At 73.5% G+C, this 20,329-nt stretch carries 17 protein-coding genes; 9 read left to right on the plus strand and 8 right to left on the minus strand.

The genetic code is table 11. The features are described 5' to 3' along the window. Positions 1 to 27: 27 nt before the first annotated feature. From ACWEGE_RS07090 to ACWEGE_RS07100, 3 genes are all read right to left on the minus strand, one after another. Positions 28 to 273 (minus strand): hypothetical protein, encoded by a 246-nt coding sequence (locus ACWEGE_RS07090; protein WP_449659525.1) that lies wholly within the window; start codon positions 271 to 273, stop codon positions 28 to 30. A gap of 10 nt (positions 274 to 283) precedes the next feature. Further along, a complete protein-coding gene (locus ACWEGE_RS07095; protein ID WP_449659526.1) occupies positions 284 to 1,405 on the minus strand; it encodes a trypsin-like serine peptidase in 1,122 nt (373 codons plus the stop codon). 75 nt (positions 1,406 to 1,480) lie between these two features. Then, positions 1,481 to 1,942 carry a nitroreductase/quinone reductase family protein gene (locus tag ACWEGE_RS07100; protein WP_449659527.1) on the minus strand — a complete coding sequence of 154 codons (462 nt, stop codon included), beginning with the start codon at positions 1,940 to 1,942 and terminating at the stop codon, positions 1,481 to 1,483. 81 nt (positions 1,943 to 2,023) lie between these two features. On the opposite strand from ACWEGE_RS07100, the gene ACWEGE_RS07105 reads away from it, so the two are divergent. After that, positions 2,024 to 2,626 carry a TetR family transcriptional regulator gene (locus tag ACWEGE_RS07105; RefSeq protein WP_449659528.1) on the plus strand — a complete coding sequence of 201 codons (603 nt, stop codon included), beginning with the start codon at positions 2,024 to 2,026 and terminating at the stop codon, positions 2,624 to 2,626. A 59-nt stretch (positions 2,627 to 2,685) separates the two neighbouring features. Here ACWEGE_RS07105 and ACWEGE_RS07110 read toward each other — a convergent pair whose 3' ends face one another. From ACWEGE_RS07110 to ACWEGE_RS07120, 3 genes are all read right to left on the minus strand, one after another. After that, positions 2,686 to 3,831: a M48 family metalloprotease gene (locus ACWEGE_RS07110; RefSeq protein ID WP_449659529.1), complete on the minus strand. Its 1,146-nt coding sequence runs from the start codon at positions 3,829 to 3,831 to the stop codon at positions 2,686 to 2,688. A gap of 184 nt (positions 3,832 to 4,015) precedes the next feature. After that, positions 4,016 to 5,026 carry an SMP-30/gluconolactonase/LRE family protein gene (locus ACWEGE_RS07115; RefSeq protein WP_449659530.1) on the minus strand — a complete coding sequence of 337 codons (1,011 nt, stop codon included), beginning with the start codon at positions 5,024 to 5,026 and terminating at the stop codon, positions 4,016 to 4,018. Positions 5,027 to 5,051: 25 nt separating this feature from the next. Next, positions 5,052 to 6,692, minus strand: coding sequence for a PQQ-dependent sugar dehydrogenase (locus ACWEGE_RS07120; protein WP_449659863.1), 1,641 nt, complete (start codon positions 6,690 to 6,692; stop codon positions 5,052 to 5,054). Between the two features lie 233 nt (positions 6,693 to 6,925). Here ACWEGE_RS07120 and ACWEGE_RS07125 point away from each other — a divergent pair, with 233 nt between their 5' ends. The 7 genes from ACWEGE_RS07125 (at position 6,926) to ACWEGE_RS07155 (ending at position 15,280) form a co-directional block, all read left to right on the plus strand. After that, the gene (locus tag ACWEGE_RS07125; protein WP_449659531.1) at positions 6,926 to 8,110 is read left to right on the plus strand and encodes a serine hydrolase domain-containing protein; all 1,185 of its coding nucleotides are present in this window, start codon (positions 6,926 to 6,928) and stop codon (positions 8,108 to 8,110) included. Between the two features lie 138 nt (positions 8,111 to 8,248). Continuing rightward, a complete protein-coding gene (locus ACWEGE_RS07130) occupies positions 8,249 to 8,791 on the plus strand; it encodes a DUF2076 domain-containing protein (RefSeq protein WP_449659532.1) in 543 nt (180 codons plus the stop codon). A 41-nt stretch (positions 8,792 to 8,832) separates the two neighbouring features. Beyond that, entirely contained in the window at positions 8,833 to 9,336 is a 504-nt protein-coding gene (locus ACWEGE_RS07135) for a hypothetical protein (protein WP_449659533.1), read from the plus strand. A 173-nt stretch (positions 9,337 to 9,509) separates the two neighbouring features. Further along, on the plus strand, positions 9,510 to 12,653 hold the full coding sequence (locus tag ACWEGE_RS07140) for a tetratricopeptide repeat protein (protein WP_449659534.1): 3,144 nt from the start codon (positions 9,510 to 9,512) through the stop codon (positions 12,651 to 12,653). A 72-nt stretch (positions 12,654 to 12,725) separates the two neighbouring features. Then, entirely contained in the window at positions 12,726 to 13,289 is a 564-nt protein-coding gene (locus ACWEGE_RS07145; RefSeq protein ID WP_449659535.1) for a 2'-5' RNA ligase family protein, read from the plus strand. Positions 13,290 to 13,298: 9 nt separating this feature from the next. Beyond that, positions 13,299 to 13,979, plus strand: coding sequence for a response regulator transcription factor (locus ACWEGE_RS07150; protein ID WP_449659536.1), 681 nt, complete (start codon positions 13,299 to 13,301; stop codon positions 13,977 to 13,979). Further along, positions 13,976 to 15,280, plus strand: a complete 1,305-nt coding sequence (locus tag ACWEGE_RS07155; RefSeq protein WP_449659537.1) for a sensor histidine kinase — start codon at positions 13,976 to 13,978, stop codon at positions 15,278 to 15,280. The genes ACWEGE_RS07150 and ACWEGE_RS07155 overlap by 4 nt, the downstream gene beginning before the upstream one ends. A 3-nt stretch (positions 15,281 to 15,283) precedes the next feature. On the opposite strand, the gene ACWEGE_RS07160 is transcribed toward ACWEGE_RS07155, so the two are convergent. Both ACWEGE_RS07160 and ACWEGE_RS07165 read right to left on the minus strand, forming a co-directional pair. Further along, on the minus strand, positions 15,284 to 16,492 hold the full coding sequence (locus ACWEGE_RS07160; RefSeq protein WP_449659538.1) for a DUF1501 domain-containing protein: 1,209 nt from the start codon (positions 16,490 to 16,492) through the stop codon (positions 15,284 to 15,286). Further along, a complete protein-coding gene (locus tag ACWEGE_RS07165; protein WP_449659539.1) occupies positions 16,489 to 17,790 on the minus strand; it encodes a DUF1800 domain-containing protein in 1,302 nt (433 codons plus the stop codon). Before ACWEGE_RS07165 ends, ACWEGE_RS07160 begins: the two co-directional genes overlap by 4 nt. A gap of 295 nt (positions 17,791 to 18,085) precedes the next feature. On the opposite strand from ACWEGE_RS07165, the gene ACWEGE_RS07170 reads away from it, so the two are divergent. After that, positions 18,086 to 20,329 (plus strand): autotransporter-associated beta strand repeat-containing protein, encoded by a 2,244-nt coding sequence (locus tag ACWEGE_RS07170; protein ID WP_449659540.1) that lies wholly within the window; start codon positions 18,086 to 18,088, stop codon positions 20,327 to 20,329.

Genomic DNA, 20,329 nt, shown 5'->3' on the forward strand with positions numbered 1-20,329 from the left:
GGACCGGGGTGAACCCCGGCCGGACTCCTACCGGCCCTCGGGTGGTGTGGGCATGGGGGCCGGTTCCGCCCCGCGCATGCGTTCCCCGGTCCAGTAGTCCGGGTCGCTCCGCGCCGCCGGGCCACCGGTCACCTGCGGATCGGCGGGGCCACCGGTACCGGCGGGTGCGGCCGAGCCACCCGCGCCCAGCCATCCGGCGACCGCGGAGGCGCCCAGCGCGATCGCCGCCGCGACCAGCGCCACCACCACGACCGTGCGCCTGCGGGAGGTCACGGTTTCCTCCTTACGGTGTGTGGTCCTTCGCCGCGTTGAAGACGTCCAGGACGTGGTTGTCGTAATACGGCCCTGAATTGTTTCCGTCGAGATTGCCCTGCATGGCGCTGATGACGTAACCGAGACCGTTGGATTGGTAGTCCTCCAGCCACGGCCCGCCGCTGGAACCGCCGCCGAAATCGCAGCCGAGCCGATAGGCGTTGGCGCTCGGCCACCGGTCGGTCGTTCCCCAGCAGTACCATTGCACCTCGCCGCCGTCCCGGTTTCCCGGATATCCCGCGATGTGCACGAAACGGCTGTAGCTGCCGTTGACCCGCAGGCCGTGGCCGCCCGCCGCGTTGACCACCTTCTGGCCGGAACCGTTGGTGTTGGTCACCACGAACGCGAAGTCCCGCTGCCAGTCGTTGCGGACGGACCACCCCGTGGAGTAGTGGAACCAGTAGGCCGAGAACCGCCCTCGAGGCTCGGAGCCGTGGTCGTAGCCCGGGATGAAGATCCAGTTCAGCATGACCTGGCCGTTGCCGCCGCCCACCACCGAGCAGTGGCCCGCGGTCACGACCAGCCGTTTCGAACCGCTGTTCAAGGCGCTGCCGGAGCACGCGTACCCTTTGCTGTCGCGCGGGTCGACGAAGAAGATCTTGCCGTTGGTGTAGGAGAACCAGGCGTCCCGGGTCGCCCGGTCGCCCGCCGGGGCCGCCGGGTCGGATGCGGTCACGGCCCGCACCGCCGCGGCCGTCGGTTCCTTGCTCGCCGTGCCGGAGGGCGCGGCGACCGGGGTGGCCGCGGCCAGCCGCTCCGGCGTCCAGTAATCGCTGACGATCCGCTGTGCGTCCGCGGCGGAGACGTTTCGCTGCGCGCCCGCGCTTTCGTCCCACACGGCCGCGGGCGCGCCGACGATGGAATCGGCCTTCGCCGCGGTTTCCGTGGTTTCCGCGGTGGCCGGAACCGTGCTCAGCGCCGATGCGGCGAGAGCAAGGCCGGAAATGAAGGCAAGCGCGGATCTTCGCTTGGAGATCATTCTTTCCCCCTCGGGTTGATCACCCTGGCGGCGATTTCGCCGACCTGTGCACGACCGTACCCAGATGATTTTGGTCGAACAACCCGCCGGTTGGCAGAGGGGCTTGCGCGCCACGGCGCATTTCCGGTTGATTTTTTCCGGTAATTGCCGGTTGCGGAAATCGGCTGCCGTCGATCGCCGCCCGCCTGATCAGGGTGTCGGCAGCGGTTCGAGGACGACCACCGGAATCCTGCGCTCGGTGTAGGTCGCGTAGGTCGCGTACGGCCGGTAGATCGCCACCGCGTGCTCCCACAAGCGGTCGCGCTCCGCGCCCTCGGCGACGCGCGGGCGGACCCGCCGTCGTTCGCCGCCAGGCAGCTCCACCTCGGTGGCGGCCATCGCGGTCAGGTTGTGGAACCACGCCGGATGTGCGTCGACGCCGCCTTTCGAGGCGACGACGACCAGCCGCGGTGCGTCGTCCAGGTAGATCAGCGGGCTGGTCCGGGCTTCGCCGGACCTGCGGCCGACGTGGTGGAGCAGCAGCACGGGCGCGCCGCCGAAGAACGACCCGCCCACCTTGCCGCCGGTCTTGCGGAACAGGAACGTGTTGAGCCGTGCCAGCTGCCGCTGCAGCTTCCAGTAGCGGGACGTCGGCGGGGGAGGCTTGGGCATGGACTCAATCTGTCATAGAGTGACAAATGTCGTCAAGCGACAAGAGACGGCCGGTGACGGGTTGACCGTATGCTGGCCGGCATGGAGGAGCTGGGCCTGCGGGAACGGAAGAAGCGGCGGACGCGGGAGGCGCTGATCGACGCGGCCCAGAAGCTGTTCTGCGCCAACGGCTTCGAGGCCACCACCGTCGACCAGATCGCCGAAGCGGTGGAAGTCTCCTCGCGGACGTTCTTCCGGTACTTCACCTCGAAGGAGGACGTCGCGCTGGCGCTCGCGGACGTGCAGATCACGGCGGTGCTCGAAGCGTTCGCGGCGCAACCGGCCGACCGGCCGGTGCTGACCGCGATGCGGGCGGCCGCGGTGGCGGTCATGCGGGACTACGAGGCCGACGCGCGCTTCCACAGCCTGCAGGACTTGATCTCGGTCAGCCCGGCGCTGACGGCCGCGCGCCTCGAGCGGGCGACCGCCCGGTTCGACGAGGTCGCGGCGTTGGTCGGCGCCCGGATGGGGGTCGACCCGGCGGTGGATGCCCGGCCCCACCTGGTGGCCTCGGTGGCGTTGTGCGCGGTGCAGCCCGCGGTCGTCGCCTGGCGGGCGGCCGGCCGGCCGGAGCCGGAGTCCGAGCTGACCGGACAGGCCTTCGACCTGCTGGGTGTCGGCCTCGACTACCCCGCGGCCCGGTGACGGCAACGGGCCGTCTCCCTCGCCGCGAGGGAGACGGCCCGCCGTCGGGGAACCCGGGGTCAGCCGCGAGCCGCGGCCACCGCGGCCACGGCCGGCTGGTCGGCCGGCGGCATCAGCTTCGGGTACACCTTCTGGAACTTGTCGATCATCGTGGCGGACGGGATGACGCGGTTCGGGTTGGCCTGGCTCGTCGCCTGCTTCTCGCCCCAGGCGCCCGCGGCCTTCCGCTGGTCGGGGGTGCCGTGGCTGTGGAAGCAGTCGCCGATGGAGGCGTCGAGGTAGGTGACCTCCTGCTGGGTGCGCGCGTTCCAGGCGAAACCCTTGGCGTGCGCGACGAAGTAGCCGCCGTAGGCGTCGGGGCCCATCTCCGAGGACTCGTTGCGCGGGTGGTTGTCGTGGGCGAAGTCGACCTGGTGGCCGTACTCGTGGCCGAGCACGGACTCCACCGACACGTCGTCGAACCCGAGGACGTTGACCGTGTCGAGCAGGCCGTCACCGAGGGCGAGGCGCTTGCCGCCGAGGCTGCCGGCCGGGGCGGCGAACGCGTTCAGGGTGAGCAGCGGGTTGCGGCCGCCCTGCAGCACCGGGACTTCGTAGAGCACCTTGGTGGCGAGCGCGGCGGCGGCCTTCACCTTCGCCGGCGCGAGACCGAGGCCGAAGGTCTGCGCCATCTTCGCCTGGCTGCCGAGGTCGGTGCCCTTCCAGGCGACGAGCTGGATGTTCCAGCTCTCGATGTCCCAGAACCCGCGCAGCTTGTCCATCGTCGCGGTGGCGCGGGCGGTGTACTGGCCGTCGGTGCCGAAGACCTGCGGTGTCTTGTCGGACGTGACGCCTTGGACGTAGAGCTGGCTGAGGCCCGACAACGCGTCGAGCGCCTGGCCTTCGAGCGGGGTGAGCTGCGAGGCCAGCTTGTTCGCATACGTCAGGAGCGAACCTTCGGTGCAGCCCGGGATCGGGCCGTCCGCGGCCCGGCTCCGGGGGCCGATCCGCGGGACCGGCGAGTCGATGAGCCGGTCGACGCCGCGCAGCGCGTCCGCGGGCAGTCCGTTGTAGAGGTCGATGACGTCCTGGTAGAGCTGCGCGACGTCCTGCTCGACGGTGGGTGGTTCGGCCGCGGCGGCGGGCACCGCGGCGGCGAGCACGAGCGCCGCCGCGGTGCCCGCTGCCGCGAGCGTCTTGCCGAGGAATCTGGTCCGGTCGGGCAAGGTGGTTTCCCCTCTTCGGTTCCGGTTGAAGATCACCAAGCACCGCCACGCTAGGACGGTTACCGGCGGGGGAACCGGCGCCGAAGAAGGAACCCCGGAATGGCTCACTCCTTTCGGAGGGTTTTCACCGCGCGGACATCGGCCGAAAGTACTAGGTGCGGGACGGTTGCCGGCCGGGTGTAACTCAGTAGGGATTGCCGGGCACGCCGAGCCGCACCTGGTACAGGCCGAACCCGCCGCCGGACACGCTCGACGTGATGTACAGGGTTCGCCCGTCCGGTCCGCCGAACGCCGCGTTGGTGCTGGTGCGGCCGGCGGAGACGGTGCCGAGCTGCGCACCCGAGGGCGAGAAGACGTGGACCACCCCTTCGCTGTTGGACACCCAGTACAGGTTGCCCGCGCAGTCGACGGTCGCGCCGTCGGGCGTCCGGATGTTCGCGAACGTCGTGCGGTCGCCGGTGGTGCCGTCGGGGTGGACGGTGTACTTCATGATCACGTCGCCGCCGGTGGCGCCCACGTAGAGCGTCTTGCCGTCGGGGGACAGGACGACACCGTTCGGCTGGCGCAGCGAGTCGTCGACGAGGCCCACCACGCCGTCGTGGACGCGGAAGACGCTGGTGCGGCCGCCTTGCTCGTCGGCGCGGTTGCCGCGCTGGTAGTTCGGATCGCTGAAGTAGACCGTGCCGTCTTGGGCGATGGTCAGGTCGTTCGGCGAGTTGAACGCGTGCCCGGGTGCGCCGGCCGCGACGGTCGTCCGGCTGCGGTCGGTCAGGCTGTAGGCCGACACGGTGCGGTTGTCGTGCGTGGCGGCGAGCACTCGCGTGCCGTCGGCGGTGATCGCCAGTCCGTTGCTCCCGGCGCCGGCGATGAAGGTTTCGAAGGTGGCCGGCGGGGTGTACCGGAGCATGGTGGAGGGCTGCACGCCCTGGGGGCCGGTGGCGTTCTGCATGTCCGACACCAGCAGGGTCCCCGTCCGCTGGTCCCAGGTGGGCCCTTCGAGGAACGTGAAGCCCCCGCGGATGAGGCGGGAGGTCACCGCCGGGCTCGGCAAGGGCGAGCCGTAGGTCGTTCCCGGTGTGCACGGCGAACTCGTGGTGGTGCCGGACGCCGGGGACGCCACCGCGCCCGCGGTGACGACCGCCGCCGCCACCACCGTCCACAGGCGACGGTGCAGCGATGTGCTGTGGTGAGCCACGACGGCTCTCCTTTCGTGGGCGGGGTCAGCGTCCGAGCTCGACCTTGAGAATGCTTTCGCTGCTGTTGTTCGGGATGCTGTCCTTGTCGCCGCGGGTGCTGGTGGTCAGCCACAAACCGCCGTCGGCGGACGGTTCGACGGTGCGCAGCCGCCCGTACGTGCCGTTGAGGTACTGCTGGACATCGGTCAGGCTGTCCCCGGAGATTTCGGCCCGGTACAGCCGGGTGCCGCGCAGGCAGGCGATGTAGAGGGCGTCGCGGACCACGGCGATGCCGCTGCACGAACCTTCGGCGACGGGGTAGGTGTGCTTGGGGGCGATGAAGCCGGCCCGCCCGCAATCGCCCGTGGTGCCCTCGCAGAGGGGCCAGCCGTAGTTGCCGCCGCGGACGATCAGGTTGGTCTCGTCCATGACGTTGTTGCCGAATTCCTGTTCCCAGAGCCGGCCCTGGGAGTCGAAGGCCAGGCCCTGCGGGTTGCGGTGGCCGTAGCTCCACACCGGGGTGCCGAACGGGTTGTCCGAGGGGATGGTGCCGTCGCGGTTGATGCGCAGGACCTTGCCGGCGAGGATCGAGAGGTCCTGGGCCCAGTCGCCGTTCTGGCCGTCGCCGGTGGAGATGTAGAGCTTGCCGTCCGGCCCGAACCGCAGCCGGCCGCCGTTGTGGTACTTGTTGCGCGGGATGCCGGTGAGCAGCACCTGCGGGGTGCCGCTCAGCACGCCGCCGGTGTAGCGGATGCGCACCACGCGGTTGTCGGTCGAGCTGGTGTGCATGACGTACAGCCACGGGTCGGCCGCGAAGTCGGTGGCCACGGCGAGCCCGAGCACGCCGCCCTCGCCGTCGGTCCCCGACACGTTCGGCATCCGCCCGGCCACGGTCTTCGTGCCGGTGGCGGGATCGAGGCGGACGATCTCGAAGGTGTCGCGGCGGCCGTAGAGCACCTGCCCGTCGGGCAGGGTGGTCAGCCCCCACGGCAGGTCGGTCTCGGTGGTGACCCGGGTGACCGCGCACAGGGCCGTGGCGCACGCGGAGCCGGTGGTGACCGCGACCGCGGTGCTCGGGGCCGACCGGTTGCCCTGCGCGTCGCGCGCCCGCACCTGGTAGCCGTAGCGGGTGTTCGCGGCCAGGCCGCTGTCGGTGAACGAGGTCGCGTTCGCGCCGCTGGTCGAGCCGGCCACCGCGCCGTCGCGGAGCACCTCGTAGCCGGTGACGCCGGTGTTGTCGGTGGCCGCCGTCCAGTGCACGGTGACCGTGGTCCCCGCCGCGGTGGCCGTCACACCGGTGGGGGTGGTGGGCGGCTGGGTGTCGGGCTGGCACTGCGGCACGGTGACGGTGACCGTGCGGCTGGCCTGGGAGACGTTGCCCGCGGCGTCGCGGGCGTTGACGTAGAGGCCCCAGGTGGCTCCCGGCGCGACGGTCAGCCGGGCCGACCGCGCCGTGCCCGGCACCGAGGTCATGAGCTGCCCGTCGTGGTAGATGTCGTAGAAGGCCACGCCGACGTCGTCGGAGGACGCCGACCACGACAGCGTCACCGCGGTGCACGTGAGGTTCCCGGTGCGGGGGTTGGCCGGCGCGGTCGGTGGCGTCGTGTCGGCGGGGAGCCCGGTGGCGGCCGGCGCGAGTGGTGACGGGAGCACGACACCCGCGCTCACCAGCACCACCGTGCACATCGCCCGGAGACCGGAGCGGTTCGTTCCCGGGATAGCTCGCATGGTGTTCCTCTCTCGTGGAAGACGAGGTGACCAGTACGACTGGGAGCGCTCCCAGCAGACCGTAGCGCAAAGGGTTTGCCGACCACAAGGCCGGTGAGCGGGTATCCAACCGTCGCCCGGCTTGCCGACGGTCTTCACGAGCGCCGGACTGCGCTACCGTCGGGGGAAACCGCATACTCCGGGGGGAAACCATGCGCCGACTGGCCGGATCTGTTGCCTGCGTCGTTCTCCTGTTCGCCGGGACCGGCACCGGTACCGCCGCCGCCGGCCCGGATCCGCGGCAGGCCGCCCTCGAAGCCGCCGTGCGGGCCGGGAACGTGGGGATGGTCGCGATCGCGGCGGATCCGGCAGGCCGGTGGCGCGGGCGGGCCGGCGTCGCCGACGTCGCCACCGGCGCGAAGCCCGACACCGGCGGGCGGTTCCGCATCGGCAGCGTGTCCAAGACCTTCACGGCGACCCTGGTGCTGAAGCTCGCCGCGAAGGGACGGCTGGGGCTGGACGAGCCGATCGCGGAGTACCTGCCCGGCCTGCTGCCCTACCCGGAGCCGATCACCGTCCGCCAGCTGCTGCAGCACACCAGCGGCCTGCCGCGGGACCTGGCGCCGCAGTACACCTGGACGACCCTGCCGGAGGTGGACACCGAGCGGTTCGTGCACTTCGGCGAGGTCGAGGCGATCCACGACAGCACCGTGCAGCCGCTGCTGTTCCCGCCGGGCACGGGCTGGTCGTACTCCAACACCGGCTACAACGTGCTGGCCCTGCTCGTGGAGAAGCTCACCGGCCGCCGGTTCGAGCAGGTGCTCGCCGACTGGATCACCGGCCCGCTGCACCTGGGCGACACCTTCCTGCCGCGCGACTTCCCGCTGGTGCCGCGCCCGGCCGTCCGCGGCTACGAGCAGCTCTACCCCGCGCCGCACGGGCTGACCGACGTCACGGCCTACAACCTCAGCCGCTACTTCGGTGCCGGGAACATCGTCTCGAGCGCCGGCGATCTCAACCGCTTCTTCCGGGCGCTGTTCGGCGGCGAGCTGCTGCCGCCCGGCCTGCTCGCGCAGATGAAGACCACGGTCCCGTGGCCGGACACGGAGGGGCGGATCGGCTACGGGCTGGGGTTGATGCGGATTTCCCTGGCCGGGCCGTGCGGTCCCGGCGCTCCCGAAGTCTGGGGCCACGCGGGGGACGTCCCCGGCTACAGCACGTGGAGCATGAGCGACGAGTCCGGCACCCGGGGGATCACGGTCGCGTCGAGCCCGGACCTCACGGCTTCGCCCGCCGCGGCGTCGGGCCGGGTGCTCGCGATGGTGACGGAGTTCTGCACCCCGGACCTCCCGGATGCCCCGGCCCACGCCGCCCGGATCGAGGCGGCGGTGCGCTGACGCCGCGGCGTCCGGGGGAATGAGCCGAGCCGATCGGCTGGACATCGGCAGCCGATCGGCGGGGAGTTCGGGCCGGGTCACCGGTGTCCGCGGGCCGTGGTGCGTCGCCAGCATGGACGGCGACGAAAGGGGTTTCCCATGGAAAACCAGGACCGCGAGCTGATCCTCGGGCTGGCGAACCGGCTGCGGCAGGCCGTTCCGGTGGCGAAGGACTCGCAGGCCGCCGTGCTGATCGCGCAGCACATCGCGCCGCAGCCGGACGCGCTCTACCTGCTCGTCCAGGCCGTCCTGATGCAGGAGGAGGCGCTGCGGACGGCGCAGGCGCGGATCGCCGAGCTGGAGACCGCCGCGTCGGCTGCCGCACACCCGCCCGCGCCGTCGTACGCGCCCGCCCCGGCTCCGGCGCCGGGCGGCGGGTTCAGGTCGCGCATGTTCGGCCAGGGCCAAGGCCAGAGTCAGGGACCGACCGCGGGGGACGCACCGCAGGGCCGGTCCGGTGGCGGCTTCCTGAAGACCGCGGCGGCCGCGGCGGCGGGCGTGGCCGGCGGCGCCCTGCTGTTCCAGGGCCTGAACGAGGTGTTCGGCGGGCACGAGGCGGCGGCGGGGGAGTTCCACGGCGGCGAGGGCGAGCCCGTCGGCTTCGACGAGGCGGGCGGCTGGGACGAGGGCGGCCAGTGGTGAGCGGGCACCGGCCACGGTCCCGGGCCACCGGAGGAGTTCCCGTGCGGCGCACCATCGCCACCCTGGTCGTGGCGAGCGGGCTGGCCGTCGCGGGCTGCGCCGGGCAGCCCGCGAAACCGCCGCCGACGAGCCCGGCGAAGACCGGCGGCACCGCCGCGCGCCAGGTGCTGGGCTTCGGGGAGGAGCGGGCCGGCAAGCGCGGTGTCGTCACCGTCGGGAAGCCGCTGGCGCACGAGCTGCCCGCCGACCCGGCCCGGCCCACGGACCTGACGCGGGGTCTGCGGTTCGACGTCGTCGTCAAGAACACCTCGAAGCAGGCCCTGCCGGCTTCCGAGTTCACCTTCGCCCCCACGGTGAACGGCGCCCCGGCGAGTCTCGTCACCGACCCGGCCCGGAACATCGGGAACAAGCTCACCGCCGACGTGCTGCCCGGTGGCGACCGCAAGCTCGGCCTCGTCCTGGCGGTGCCCGCGAAGCCGGCCGAAGTCACGGTGAAGGTGACCTTCGCGGGAACGAACCCGATGTACTGGACCGGCACCGGATAGTCCTTTGTGGACTGTCCGGCCGCCCGGCGGCCCGGGTTCCGGCCCGGTCCGCGGTGCGTGGCAAAGCGATCCGGTTTGTCGCTACGATCACCGGGTCGCCGGACTGCGCGCGGTGCGGGTTCGCGTGGCCGGCTGCTCTGTTCGGACCAGGGACGTGGCGGTGCGGAGGGCGGATGACGGGTCGGCGGGCACCGGGCGTCGACGTCCGGGTGCTGGGGCCGTTCGAAGTCGAGGCCGGCGGCGTGCGGTCCGACCCGGGCGGCAAGCGGTTGCGGGCGCTGCTGGCGCTGCTCGCCGCCTACGCCGGACGGCCCGTGAGCGTGTCGATGTTCGTCGCGCAGCTCTGGGGCCCCGAACCGCCGCCGGACGCCGGGCGGACCGTCCGCACCTACGTCTCGCGGCTGCGCCGGGCGGTGCCGCCGGTGGCCGGGCTGATCCACACCCGGGCGCCGGGGTACGTCCTGCTCGAGCCGGAAAACGTGGACGCGGTGCGGTTCCGGCAGCTGGCCCGCGACGGCCGCGCGGCGCTCGCGGACGGTGCGGCCCAGGTCGCCCGCGAACGGCTGACCGCGGCGCTGGGCCTGTGGCGCGGGACGGCCTACCCCGAGTTCGACGGGATCGCCGCGCTGGAAATGGAGCGGACCCGGCTGGTGCGGGAACGCCTCGAGGTGGTCCAAGACCGCGTCGACGCCGACCTGTCCGCCGGGGCGGGCGGGGAACTGGTCGCCGAGCTGACCGAGCTGACCGCGGCCAACGCCGGGCACGAGCGGCTGTGGGGGCAGCTGATGACCGCCCTGTACCGCGCGGGACGGCAGGCCGACGCACTGGCCGCCTTCCAGCGAGCCCGGCGCGACCTGGTCGGCAACGCCGGAGTGGAGCCGTCCGACGCGCTGGCCGACATCCAGCGCCGCATCCTCGCGCACGATCCCCGGCTGCTGGCCGCACCCCGGCCCGAGCCCGTGGTGGTGAGCGCCCGGCCGGCGCAGCTGCCGCCCGCGGTACCGGCCTTCACCGGCCGCGACGCCGAGCTCGCCGCCCTCGACGCGGCCGCCGGGGAGACGCCGGGCACGGTCGTCGTCCTCGCCGTGTGCGGCACGGCGGGCGTCGGCAAGACGGCGCTGGCGGTGCACTGGGCGCACCGCGTCGTCGCCGGGTTCCCGGACGGGCAGCTCTACGTCGACCTGCAGGGTTTCGACCCCGGCGGCGTGCTGGCTGCGGAGGAGGCCCTGCGCGGTTTCCTGACCGCCTTGGGCGTCGCCGCCGACCGGCAGCCGGACTCCCTGCAGGCCCAGGTTGCGCTGTACCGGAGCCTGACCGACGGGAAGCGCTTCCTGGTCGTGCTCGACAACGCCCGCGACGCCGCGCACGTCCGGCCGCTCCTGCCTGCCGAGCCGGGCTGCGCGGTGGTCGTCACCAGCCGCGACGACCTCGCCGGCCTGGTGGCGCGCGACGGTGCCCGCCGGGTCGGGCTGGAGGTGCTGACGCCGGGCGAAGCGGTCGAGCTGCTCCGGCAGCTCGTCGGCGACCGGATCGCCGGCCCGGCGGAGCTCGCGGACCTGGCAACGCAGTGCGCCCGGCTCCCGCTCGCCCTGCGGGTCGCCGCCGAACTCGTCGCACGGCGGGGCCGGATCGCCCTCGAGGACCTCGCCGACGAGCGGCACCGGCTGGACTTCCTGGACGCCGGAGCCGACGCCGAGACCGCCGTGCGGGCCGTGTTCTCCTGGTCGGAACGGCACCTGCCGCCCGCGGCGAACCGCCTGTTCTGGTTGCTGGGCCTGCATCCCGGCCAGGACACCGGCAGCGCCGCGGTCGCCGCGCTCGCCGGTGCCGGCGCCCACGACGTCCGCCTGCTGCTCGGCGTGCTGGCCGGCGCCCACCTCGTGGAGGCGCCGGGCACGGACCGCTGGACGATGCACGACCTGCTGCGGGCCTTCGCCCGCGAACGCGCGCAGCAGCGGCTCGCCGAAGCCGACCGGCTACGCGCGCTGAAGGCCCTTTACGAGTACTACCTCTCTCACGCGCTGGACGCGATGGACGCCCTGTTCCCGGAGGCGGTCCGGTGGCGCCGCGGGGACGCTGCGCCGAGCCGGCCGGGGTCGATGTCGGCGGTGGCCGCGAAAGCCTGGCTGGACACCGAACGGCGCACCCTCGTCGCGATCACGCGCACCGCGGACGGCGAGCTCGCCGGGTACGCCGTCAAGGTGGCGCGGGCGATCGACCAGTACCTGAGCGTCGGCTACCACAACGCGGAAGCGTTCTCGGTCCACCAGCGCGCACTCTGGGCGGCCGAGCGGCTCGGCGATCCGGCCGGACAGGCGCGCGGGCTGCTGGAACTCGGGCGGTCGCACGCCCGCTCCGGCGCCTACGGCGACGCCGGCGAACACTACCGGCGCGCGCTGGAGCTGTTCCGGCAGCTCGGCGACCGCGCCGGCGAGCTGCGCACCCTGATCGCGCTGAGCCACAACGAAAGCCGGGCCGGCCGGTACCCCGAGGCGCTCGACGGCTACGAGCGGGCACTCGCGCTCGGCCGGGAGATCGGCGATCGCGCGCAGGAGGCCGTCGCGCTGGCCAGCATCGGCCAGGTGCAGCACAGCCTGGGCCGGCCCGAGGCCGCGGTCGCGCGCTACGAGCAGGCCGCCGCGATCTACGCGGAGACGGGCCAGCGCGTCGGCCTCGGCCGGATCCTCAACGACCTCGGCAACGCCCTGCAGAGCCACGGGCGGCTGCCCGAAGCCTACGACCACCACCAGCGCGCCCTGCGGATCCTGCACGAGATCGGCGACCGCGCGGCCGAATCGATCGCGCACACCGACCTCGGCCGGATCTGCTCGCGCTGGGGGCGGCACGCTGAAGCACTCGAGCACCACCACCAGGCGCTCGCCGTGTTCTCGGAGATCGGCGACCCGGTCGGCGAAGCGGAGGTGCTGGTCAACCTCGGCAGCGCCCACGAGCGCACGGGCCGGTACGCCGAGGCGGGCGAGGCGCACCAGCAGGCCCAGACCCTGGCCGCGAAGCTCGGCGACCGCCGGCTCGAATGCGCCGCGCTCAACGGGCAGGGCCGGGTGGCCGCCGCGGCCGGCCGAAGCGCGGAGGCTCTCGGGTACCACGAACAGGCACTGAGCCACGCCAGGGCGATCGGGGACCGCGAGCAGGAAGCCCGGTCGCTGGACGGAATGGCCGCTGTGCACGCCCGGTCCGCCGCGGTGCCCGAGGCACGCCGGCTGTGGGCGTCGGCGCTCGGGATCTACGACGATCTGCGCATGCAGGAGGCCGCGGAGGTGCGGCACCGGCTCCGCGAGCTGCCCGACCAGCGGTGACGCCGGGGTGGCCGGGCCGACGCCCGCAGCGGCCCCGCAGCGCTCTCGCGCGGGCCGTGCGACGATGGCCGGATGGGCGGCGAGCACCCGGGGGACCCCGGCCGGACGGTGGCGCCGATCGTGGTCACCCTGGCGGTCGGCGAGCAGGCCCAGGCCGCGTGGAACGCTCTGCGCCGCCGGTGGTTCCCGCCGGAGCGGCTGCACGTCGACGCCCACCTGACGCTGTTCCACGCCCTGCCGGGCGAGCACCTGGCCGAGCTCCTCGCCGACACTGCGGAAGTGGCGGCCGGGACGACGCCGTTCGAGCTGACGGTGGCCGGCGCGCGGTCGCTCGGCCGGGGCGTTGCGCTCGACGTCGTGTCGCCGCGGTTGCTCCAGGTGCACGCGGCACTGCGGGCGAGGTGGTCGTCGTGGCTCACCGCGCAGGACGCCCAGCCGCTGAAGCCGCACGTGACGGTCCAGAACAAGGTGAGCCCGGAGACGGCGGCGGAGACGCTCCGGGAGGTGCAGCGCGACCCGGGGCCGGCGACGGCGACGGCCACCGGCGTGGTGCTCTGGCGGTACGTCGGCGGGCCGTGGGAGTTCGCCGCCTCGGTGCCGTTCGGCGGTCGAGACGGCCGGCCGGGCTGCCTCTAGGCTGGCCGGATGGACGACCCGACCCCGCCGCGCGTCTTGGTGGTCGAAGACGCCGAGGCGATCCGGGTGCCGGTCGAGGCCGCGCTGGCCGATGCGGGTTTTTCGGTGCGTTCCCTGCCCGACGGCGGGGAGCTGGAGGCGGAACTGGCCCGCACCCGCCCGGACCTGGTGGTGCTGGACGTGCTGCTGCCCGGCCGGGACGGCTTCGAGCTGCTGCGGGTGATCCGGCGGACCTCCGCCGCCGGCGTGGTGATGCTGACCGCGCGGGACGCGGTCGAGGACCGGCTGCGGGGGCTCGGCGAAGGGGCCGACGACTACGTGGTGAAGCCGTTCGTGCTGGCCGAACTGGTCGCGCGGGTGACCGCGGTGCTGCGCCGGACCGGGCGGACCCGGCCCGCCGTCGAGGTCGGGGACCTGGTGATCGACGTCGAGGGCGGCCGCGCCCGGTACGGCGATGCCGACGTCGAGCTGACCTCGACCGAATGGAAGGTGCTGCTGTACTTCGCCCAGCACCGCGACCGGGTGGTGTCGAAGACCCAGGTCCTCACCGCCGTGTGGGGCTACGGCGACTCCGCGCCGAACCTCGTCGAGGTCAACGTGAGCACCCTGCGCCGCAAGCTCGAGGCGCACGGGCCGCGCGTGCTGCACACCGTCCGCGGTCAGGGGTACGTCCTGCGCGGGGAACCGTGAGCCTGCGGACGGCGTCGCTGCGCCGCCGGGTCACCGTCACCGTGCTCGTGGTGCTGGCGGTGGTGCTGGTCGCCGTCGGCCTGGTGGTGGACGCGGTGTTCCGCGCGCAGGCCGAGCGGGACGTCAACACGGTGCTCACCACCCGGGTCCAGCTCGCGCAGCAGCTGGCCAAGCAGAACGTGGCCCCGCCGACCCTGTTGCGGCGCATCGAAACGCGGGGGGTGGCGGGCTCGCTGGCCCTGCCCGACGGCACGTTCCTCGGCGCCGCCCCGGTGCCGGCGGACGCCCGGATCCGGCAGGTGCGCGCGACGCTGTCCGGGCCGCCGCGGATCAACGGCGCCAAGCTGACGCTCACCGCCGACGAGTCCCTGATCGCCGCCGCCGAGCGGAGCCTGCGGTCGGTGCTGCTGGCCACCGGCGTCGCCGCGCTGGCGGTCGCCGCGGTCGCGCTGCTGGTGGCCGTCCGGTTCGCGCTCGCGCCGCTGGACGCGATGACGCGGCTGGCGCGGTCGATCGTGTCCGGTGAGCGCGGCGGCCGGCTCGCTCCCGCGCGGACCGACACCGAGCTCGGGCGCACGGCGGCCGCGTTCGACTCCGCGCTCGACGCGCTCGAGGGTGCGGAGGGCGCGGCGCGGGCTTCCGAGGAGCGGACACGGCGCTTCGTCGCCGACGCCGCCCACGAGCTGCGGACCCCGTTGGCGGGCGTGCAGGCGGCGGCCGAGGCGTTGCTGCAGCAGTCCCCGGACGCCTCCCCCGAGCAGCGGGAACGGTTGCAGCTGCTGGTGGTCCGCGAGTCGCAGCGGGCCGGCCGGCTCGTCGCCGACCTGCTTGACCTGGCCCGCCTCGACGCGGGCACCGAGCTCGAGCGGGCCCCGGTGCCGCTGCGGGAGCTGGCCGAGGCGCAGGCCGAGCAGGTCCGGCTGACCGCGCCGGACGTCGTGGCCGAGGTGACCGGGCCGGAGACGGTGGTGCTGGGCGACCGGGCCCGGCTGACCCAGATCCTCGCCAACCTGACCGGCAACGCGGTCCGCGCGATGGCCGGCCGCGGCACGATCACGCTCGAGGTCACCGAGGGCGGCGTGACGGTGACCGACACCGGCCCGGGCGTCCCGGCCGGCGAGCGCGAGCGGATCTTCGACCGCCTGGTCCGCCTCGACGCGGCTCGCAGCCAGGCCGGTTCGGGGCTGGGCCTGCCGATCGCGCGCGGGTTCGCCCGCGCCCACGGTGCCGACCTGTGGTGCGAGGCCGCGCCGGGCGGGGGAGCCCGGTTCCGGCTGGCCGGCTTGCCCCCCGCGCCGTGAGGCTCAGGCGAACAGCCCGTCCAGCCGGCCGCGGTGCCCGGGCAGGACCTTGCCCGCGTCGGTGCCGAGGACGTTCTCGACGAGCGAGGCGTAGACGTCGCGGAAGTCCGTGGTGAGCTTCAGGTCGCCGTCGTCGAGGTCGGTCAGGCTGGGCTCGGCGCCGTGGAAGCCGCCCTTGACCTTCGCGCCGAGGAGGAAGACCGGACCCGCCGTGCCGTGATCGGTGCCCTGGCTGGCGTTGGCCCGCACGCGCCTGCCGAACTCCGAGTACACCAGCACCGTCGTCTGCCGTCCGCGGTCGGTCTTCGCCAGGCGCTGCACGAACGGCGCCAGCGCACCGTCCAGCTCGGTCAGCAGCCGCTGCTGGGTGCCGCGCTCGTCGGCGTGGGTGTCGAAGCCGCCCAGCGACACCGAATAGGCCCGCGTCGGCACGCCCGCCTCGATCAGCCCGGCGACGACGTCGAGCTGGGCGGACAGCTCGCCCTTCGCTTTCTGCCCGTCCTTCGCCGGCTTCCCGAGCGTCTGCACGGCCCGGCGCAGGTCGGTCACCGAACGAGCCGCGCGGGCCTGCCAGAACCCTTCGCCGGGCTGTGCCGCGCCGAGGCCGGCGAACGCCTCGCCGAGCGCGCCCTCCGGCAGCTTCAGCCCGCCGACCGGCAGGGACGCGGCGGCCGTGCGCTCCCCGGCGAGCAGCGGCGGCAGCACCGGGTCGACCGAGACCGCGCGCAGCGGGTCGTCACCCGTGGCGTCGAGCCAGCGGCCGAGCCAGCCGGTCGGCACCGACGCCTCCGGGGAAGCGGTCTGCCAGATCGCCATCGACCGGAAGTGGCTGTGGTCGGGCTTCGGGTAGCCGACCCCGCGCAGCACGGCGAGCCGGCCGCCGTCCCAGAGGGTCTTGAAGCCCTTCAGCCCGGGGTTCAGCCCCAGCCCCTCGCCGAGGTCCAGGACCTCCTCCGGCCGGTAGGCGAGTTCCGGCCGGGCGCTCTGGTACGCGGGATCGCCCGCCGGGACCACCGTGTTGAGACCGTCGTTGCCGCCGTAGAGGGTGACGACCACGAGCACGCCCGCCCCGGGGTCGAGGGGGTCCTCCTGCGCGGCCGACAGCAGCCGGTCCCAGTCGACCTGCGTGGCACCGGCGGCCAGCGCCGCGGCGGCCGTCACGCCGGTCGCGGTGAGGAACCTCCGGCGGTTCACCTGCTGCACGATCGTCACCCGCTCACTACGTATTCGGGGGCACAAGCGGCCACCGCGGACAGTTGACGGACGTTGCCGGCGACCCCGGCCAGCGCGGCGCGCGTGCGGTCCGACCAGGCGTCGACGCCGAGCAGCTCGCCGACCGCGGCGACCTTGTCCCGCGCCTTCGCCACCACGCCGAGATCCGCGTGCGCGGCGGCCAGCTGGGCGGCGTGCAGGCGTGCGACACCCGCCGACGTCGTCAGCCACGCCCCGCCCGCGGCCCAGCCCCCGACGCTCGGCGGCTGGAACGGCACCTGGCCCATCCCGCGCAACGCGGTCAGCAGCCCGCCGCGGGTCTTTTCGTCGAGCTGCCCCGGCCGGACGCCGAGCGCGCGCAGCAGCCCGGCCAGCCATTCGACGGGTTGCTTGACCAGCGACGTCCCGCTGTCGTGGAACGCCGCTTCCCCGGTGATCGCCCGCAGCAGGGCAGTGATGTCACGCCGGCTGCCGTAGGCGGCCACCAGCCGGTTGAGCGTGTCCGCCGCCGGCGGGGTCGTGGACACCAGCCGGGACCAGATCCGGCCGACGACGAACGGCGCCGAGTCCGGCCTGGCCAATACGAGGTCCACAAAGGACTCGGCGGCGAAGTCCGCGCTGGCGCCCAGGATCCGCTTCACGCCGTTGTCGTGCCGCTTGGCGACCAGCTGCGAACCGGTGGCGTCGCGCTTGGCGGTCCAGCCGGTGAGCGCCCGGGCGGCCTCGCGGACGTCGTCTTCGGTGTAGTGCCCGATGCCGAGGGTGAACAGTTCCATGAATTCGCGCGAGAGGTTCTCGTTCGGTTTGCCCGCCTTGTTGCTGTTGCCGTCGAGCCACAGCAGCATCGCCGGGTCGACGATCATCGCGCGGGCCAGGTCGGTGAAGCTGCCGAGGGCGTGCTCGCGCTGGGTCTGGTTCTGCGCGAGCATCAGCCGCGGGCTGCGCACCTTCTGCTCGCCGGTGGCGAAGTGGCCGTGCCAGAACCAGGTCAGCCGCTCCACGGACGCGAGGTCGGCGGCCACCATCCGGTCGAGCCACCAGCCGACGGTCTGCGTGGCCTGCGCCTGGACCGCTTTGCGCGCTTGCTGCTTCGCGGCCGGGTCGGCGTCCTTGCCGGGGTTGTCCGGCGGCGGCCCGAGCTCGGGCGGCGGTGTCGCGGCCGCGCCGGGGTCCGGTCCGCCGCCCAGCAGCCGATCGCGCGTTTCGGCGAACCCGCGGTCGAGATCACCGGCCCGCGGCCCGAAGCCGAGCCGGTCGTGCAGCCGCCGGACGGCGGCTCGTTCGGAGAGCACCACCATGTGTCGATGGTGCCGCCCGGAACCGGCCGGAGGCGAGGCCGTCCCGGGTTTCTTAAGCCGATCCACAGGTCACTCGAACAGACCGGCCGCCCGCGGAACGACCACGGCGAGGGCCACCGGTGGGACGGAGGCCGGCCGTGAACCGTCCGATGAGGACTGTCGCTTGTGGCCCGCGCAAACCTCGGCCGCCGGTTCGCCCGGGACGGCCGGCCGTATCGCCTCGGGGTTGACAGGTCCGGGCCGAGGGCGAAGACTGTGCGCCGAAAATGTTATCGCTAACATCTTGAGGTAAGTCTTGCGCGGACAGCGTGGCGGTGGCCGGTTTCCGGCGGTGGTGACCGCGATCCTCCTCGTGGTCCTGGGCGCGCCGGGCGCGTTCGCGCAATCCGGGGGCCGGGACGTCACCGCCGACGTCCTCGCGAACCGGGACGTGACGCTGAGCGGGGACACGATCGTGCGGCTCCCCGGCGGCGTCACCACCTACACGGGGGTGCTTCGCGGCGAAGGGGTCTTCACCGTCGGCGGAACCGGCACCCTGGTGCTGGTGAAGGACAGCGACTTCACGCTGCCGTCCGGCCGTCGTCGGCAGAAGGTCGTCACGGTGGGCGGCAACCACCCGGTGACCACGATCGCCGACCCCGACCCGCCGGCGGTGATCGTGCAGCGCGGGGCCGCCCTCCAGTACGGAAGCGGATCGGGTGACGACGGTGTCATCGGGCATTTCGTCCAGGCGCCCGAGGTGGCGCTGAACACGCTGAACCACCAGGTCGACGGGACACTGGAGCTGGCCGTGCACCGGGCGGTGAACCTGGGCGTGATCAGCGGGGCCGGGCTCGTCAAGCAGCGGCGGAGCACGTGGCCCGGCATCGAACTGCCCGGTGTGCACCCGTTCTCGGGGACGCTGTACGTCGGCACGGTCGCGGACTACGGCAGCCTGCACTACCTCACCGCCATGCCGAACGTGCGCAAGGTGGTCAACCAGGGATCGTTCATCCACAACGCGCCGGACGGTGAGGTGGTCACCGACGCCGCCGACATCTATTCGCAGTTCTACGGCAACGACGTCAACTTCCACACCTGGGGTTCCGGGGTGGTGCGGATGTCGGGCGTGTACAGCTGGTCGGACAACGGTTCGGACACCGATCCCGCGCTCAGCGCGCCGTCGGCGAACTTCGCCGCCGTGCCGCACCGCGACAACAAGCGGGGGATCAACATCGAAGGTGCCACGGTGACCTGGGGCGACGGCACGCACCACCGGTTCTTCCTGCCGGGCAACGAAAACACCGTGTACATCAACATGCACGCGGACCCGGGCGGCGCCCGCAGCGTGCTGACGTTCGACTACGACGGCCCGGTCACCCTGGACGCGCCGATCTCCGGCGGGAAGTACCACGACACGATGGCGGACGTCGGCCGCGGCGACGTCGTCATCGCGGCGACCCGCGGCAACGCGGTCACCTTCACCGCGCCGCAGAACTACGACGGCGACACGACGATCGGCGACGGCGCTTCGCTGCGGCTGGGTGACGGCACCCCGCAGGGCGACAGCTCGCTGCTGCCGGGCGGCAAGGTCGTCGACAACGGCGAGCTGATCGTGCAGAACGCCGGTAAGGGTGCGGAACTGGTCCGGATCGGCGGCAAGGGCTCGGTGACCCAGGCCGGCCCGGCCGCCACCACCCTGACCGGTGAGCTCACCTACACGGGCCGGACCACGGTGAAGGCGGGCACGCTCGTGGTCGTCGGGGGTTCCCTCGCCGCGAGCGCCGCGGTCGACCTGCCGGCGGCCGGGGCCAGGCTGGACCTGACCCGGGCCGGTGCCGCGACGGTCAACAACCTTTCCGGCGCCGAGGGCACCACCGTGGCGGCCGGGCGGACGCTGACCGTCCGGGCCACGGCCGCGACGACGTTCGGCGGTGCACTGGCCGCCTCCGGCACGGTGACCAAGACCGGCGCCGAAACGCTCACCTTGACCGGCAACCACACCACCCCGGACAGCGTCTGGACCGTCCAGGACGGAACGCTCGCGCTGACCGGGTCGGTCCAGGCGCGGCAGCTCGCCGTGCTGCCCACCGGCGTGGTGCGGGCCGGCGGGACGGTGGCGGGACCGGTGGACAACGCCGGGACGGTCGAGGCGACGGGCCTGACCGTGCGCGGCGCCTACACCCAGCGGCCCGGCGCTCGGCTGACCGGCACCCGGCTGACCGTCACCGGCGCGGTGACGCTCGCCGGCACCTTCGCGCCGGACCCGGCCCAGGGCCCGGGCGTGTTCCTCGACAACCAGGGATCCGGCCAGGTCAACGGCACCTTCGACGGGCTCCCCGAAGGAGCGGCCGTCGGCGCGCTCCGGCTCACCTATCACGGGGGCGACGGCAATGACGTCGCGCTGACCGGCGAGGCGGGTGTAGTCCGGCCGGGCGGCGCGGTCTCCGCCGCCGCGGCGGTGCCGGGTTCCGGGGCGGTGTGGTGGTTTTCGGCGGCCGGTCTGCTGGTGGTGCTGGTCGCCGGCGGGTTCGTGGTGCGCGGGCGGGTCCGCCGCTGA

The organism is Amycolatopsis sp. NPDC004747 (assembly GCF_053601335.1).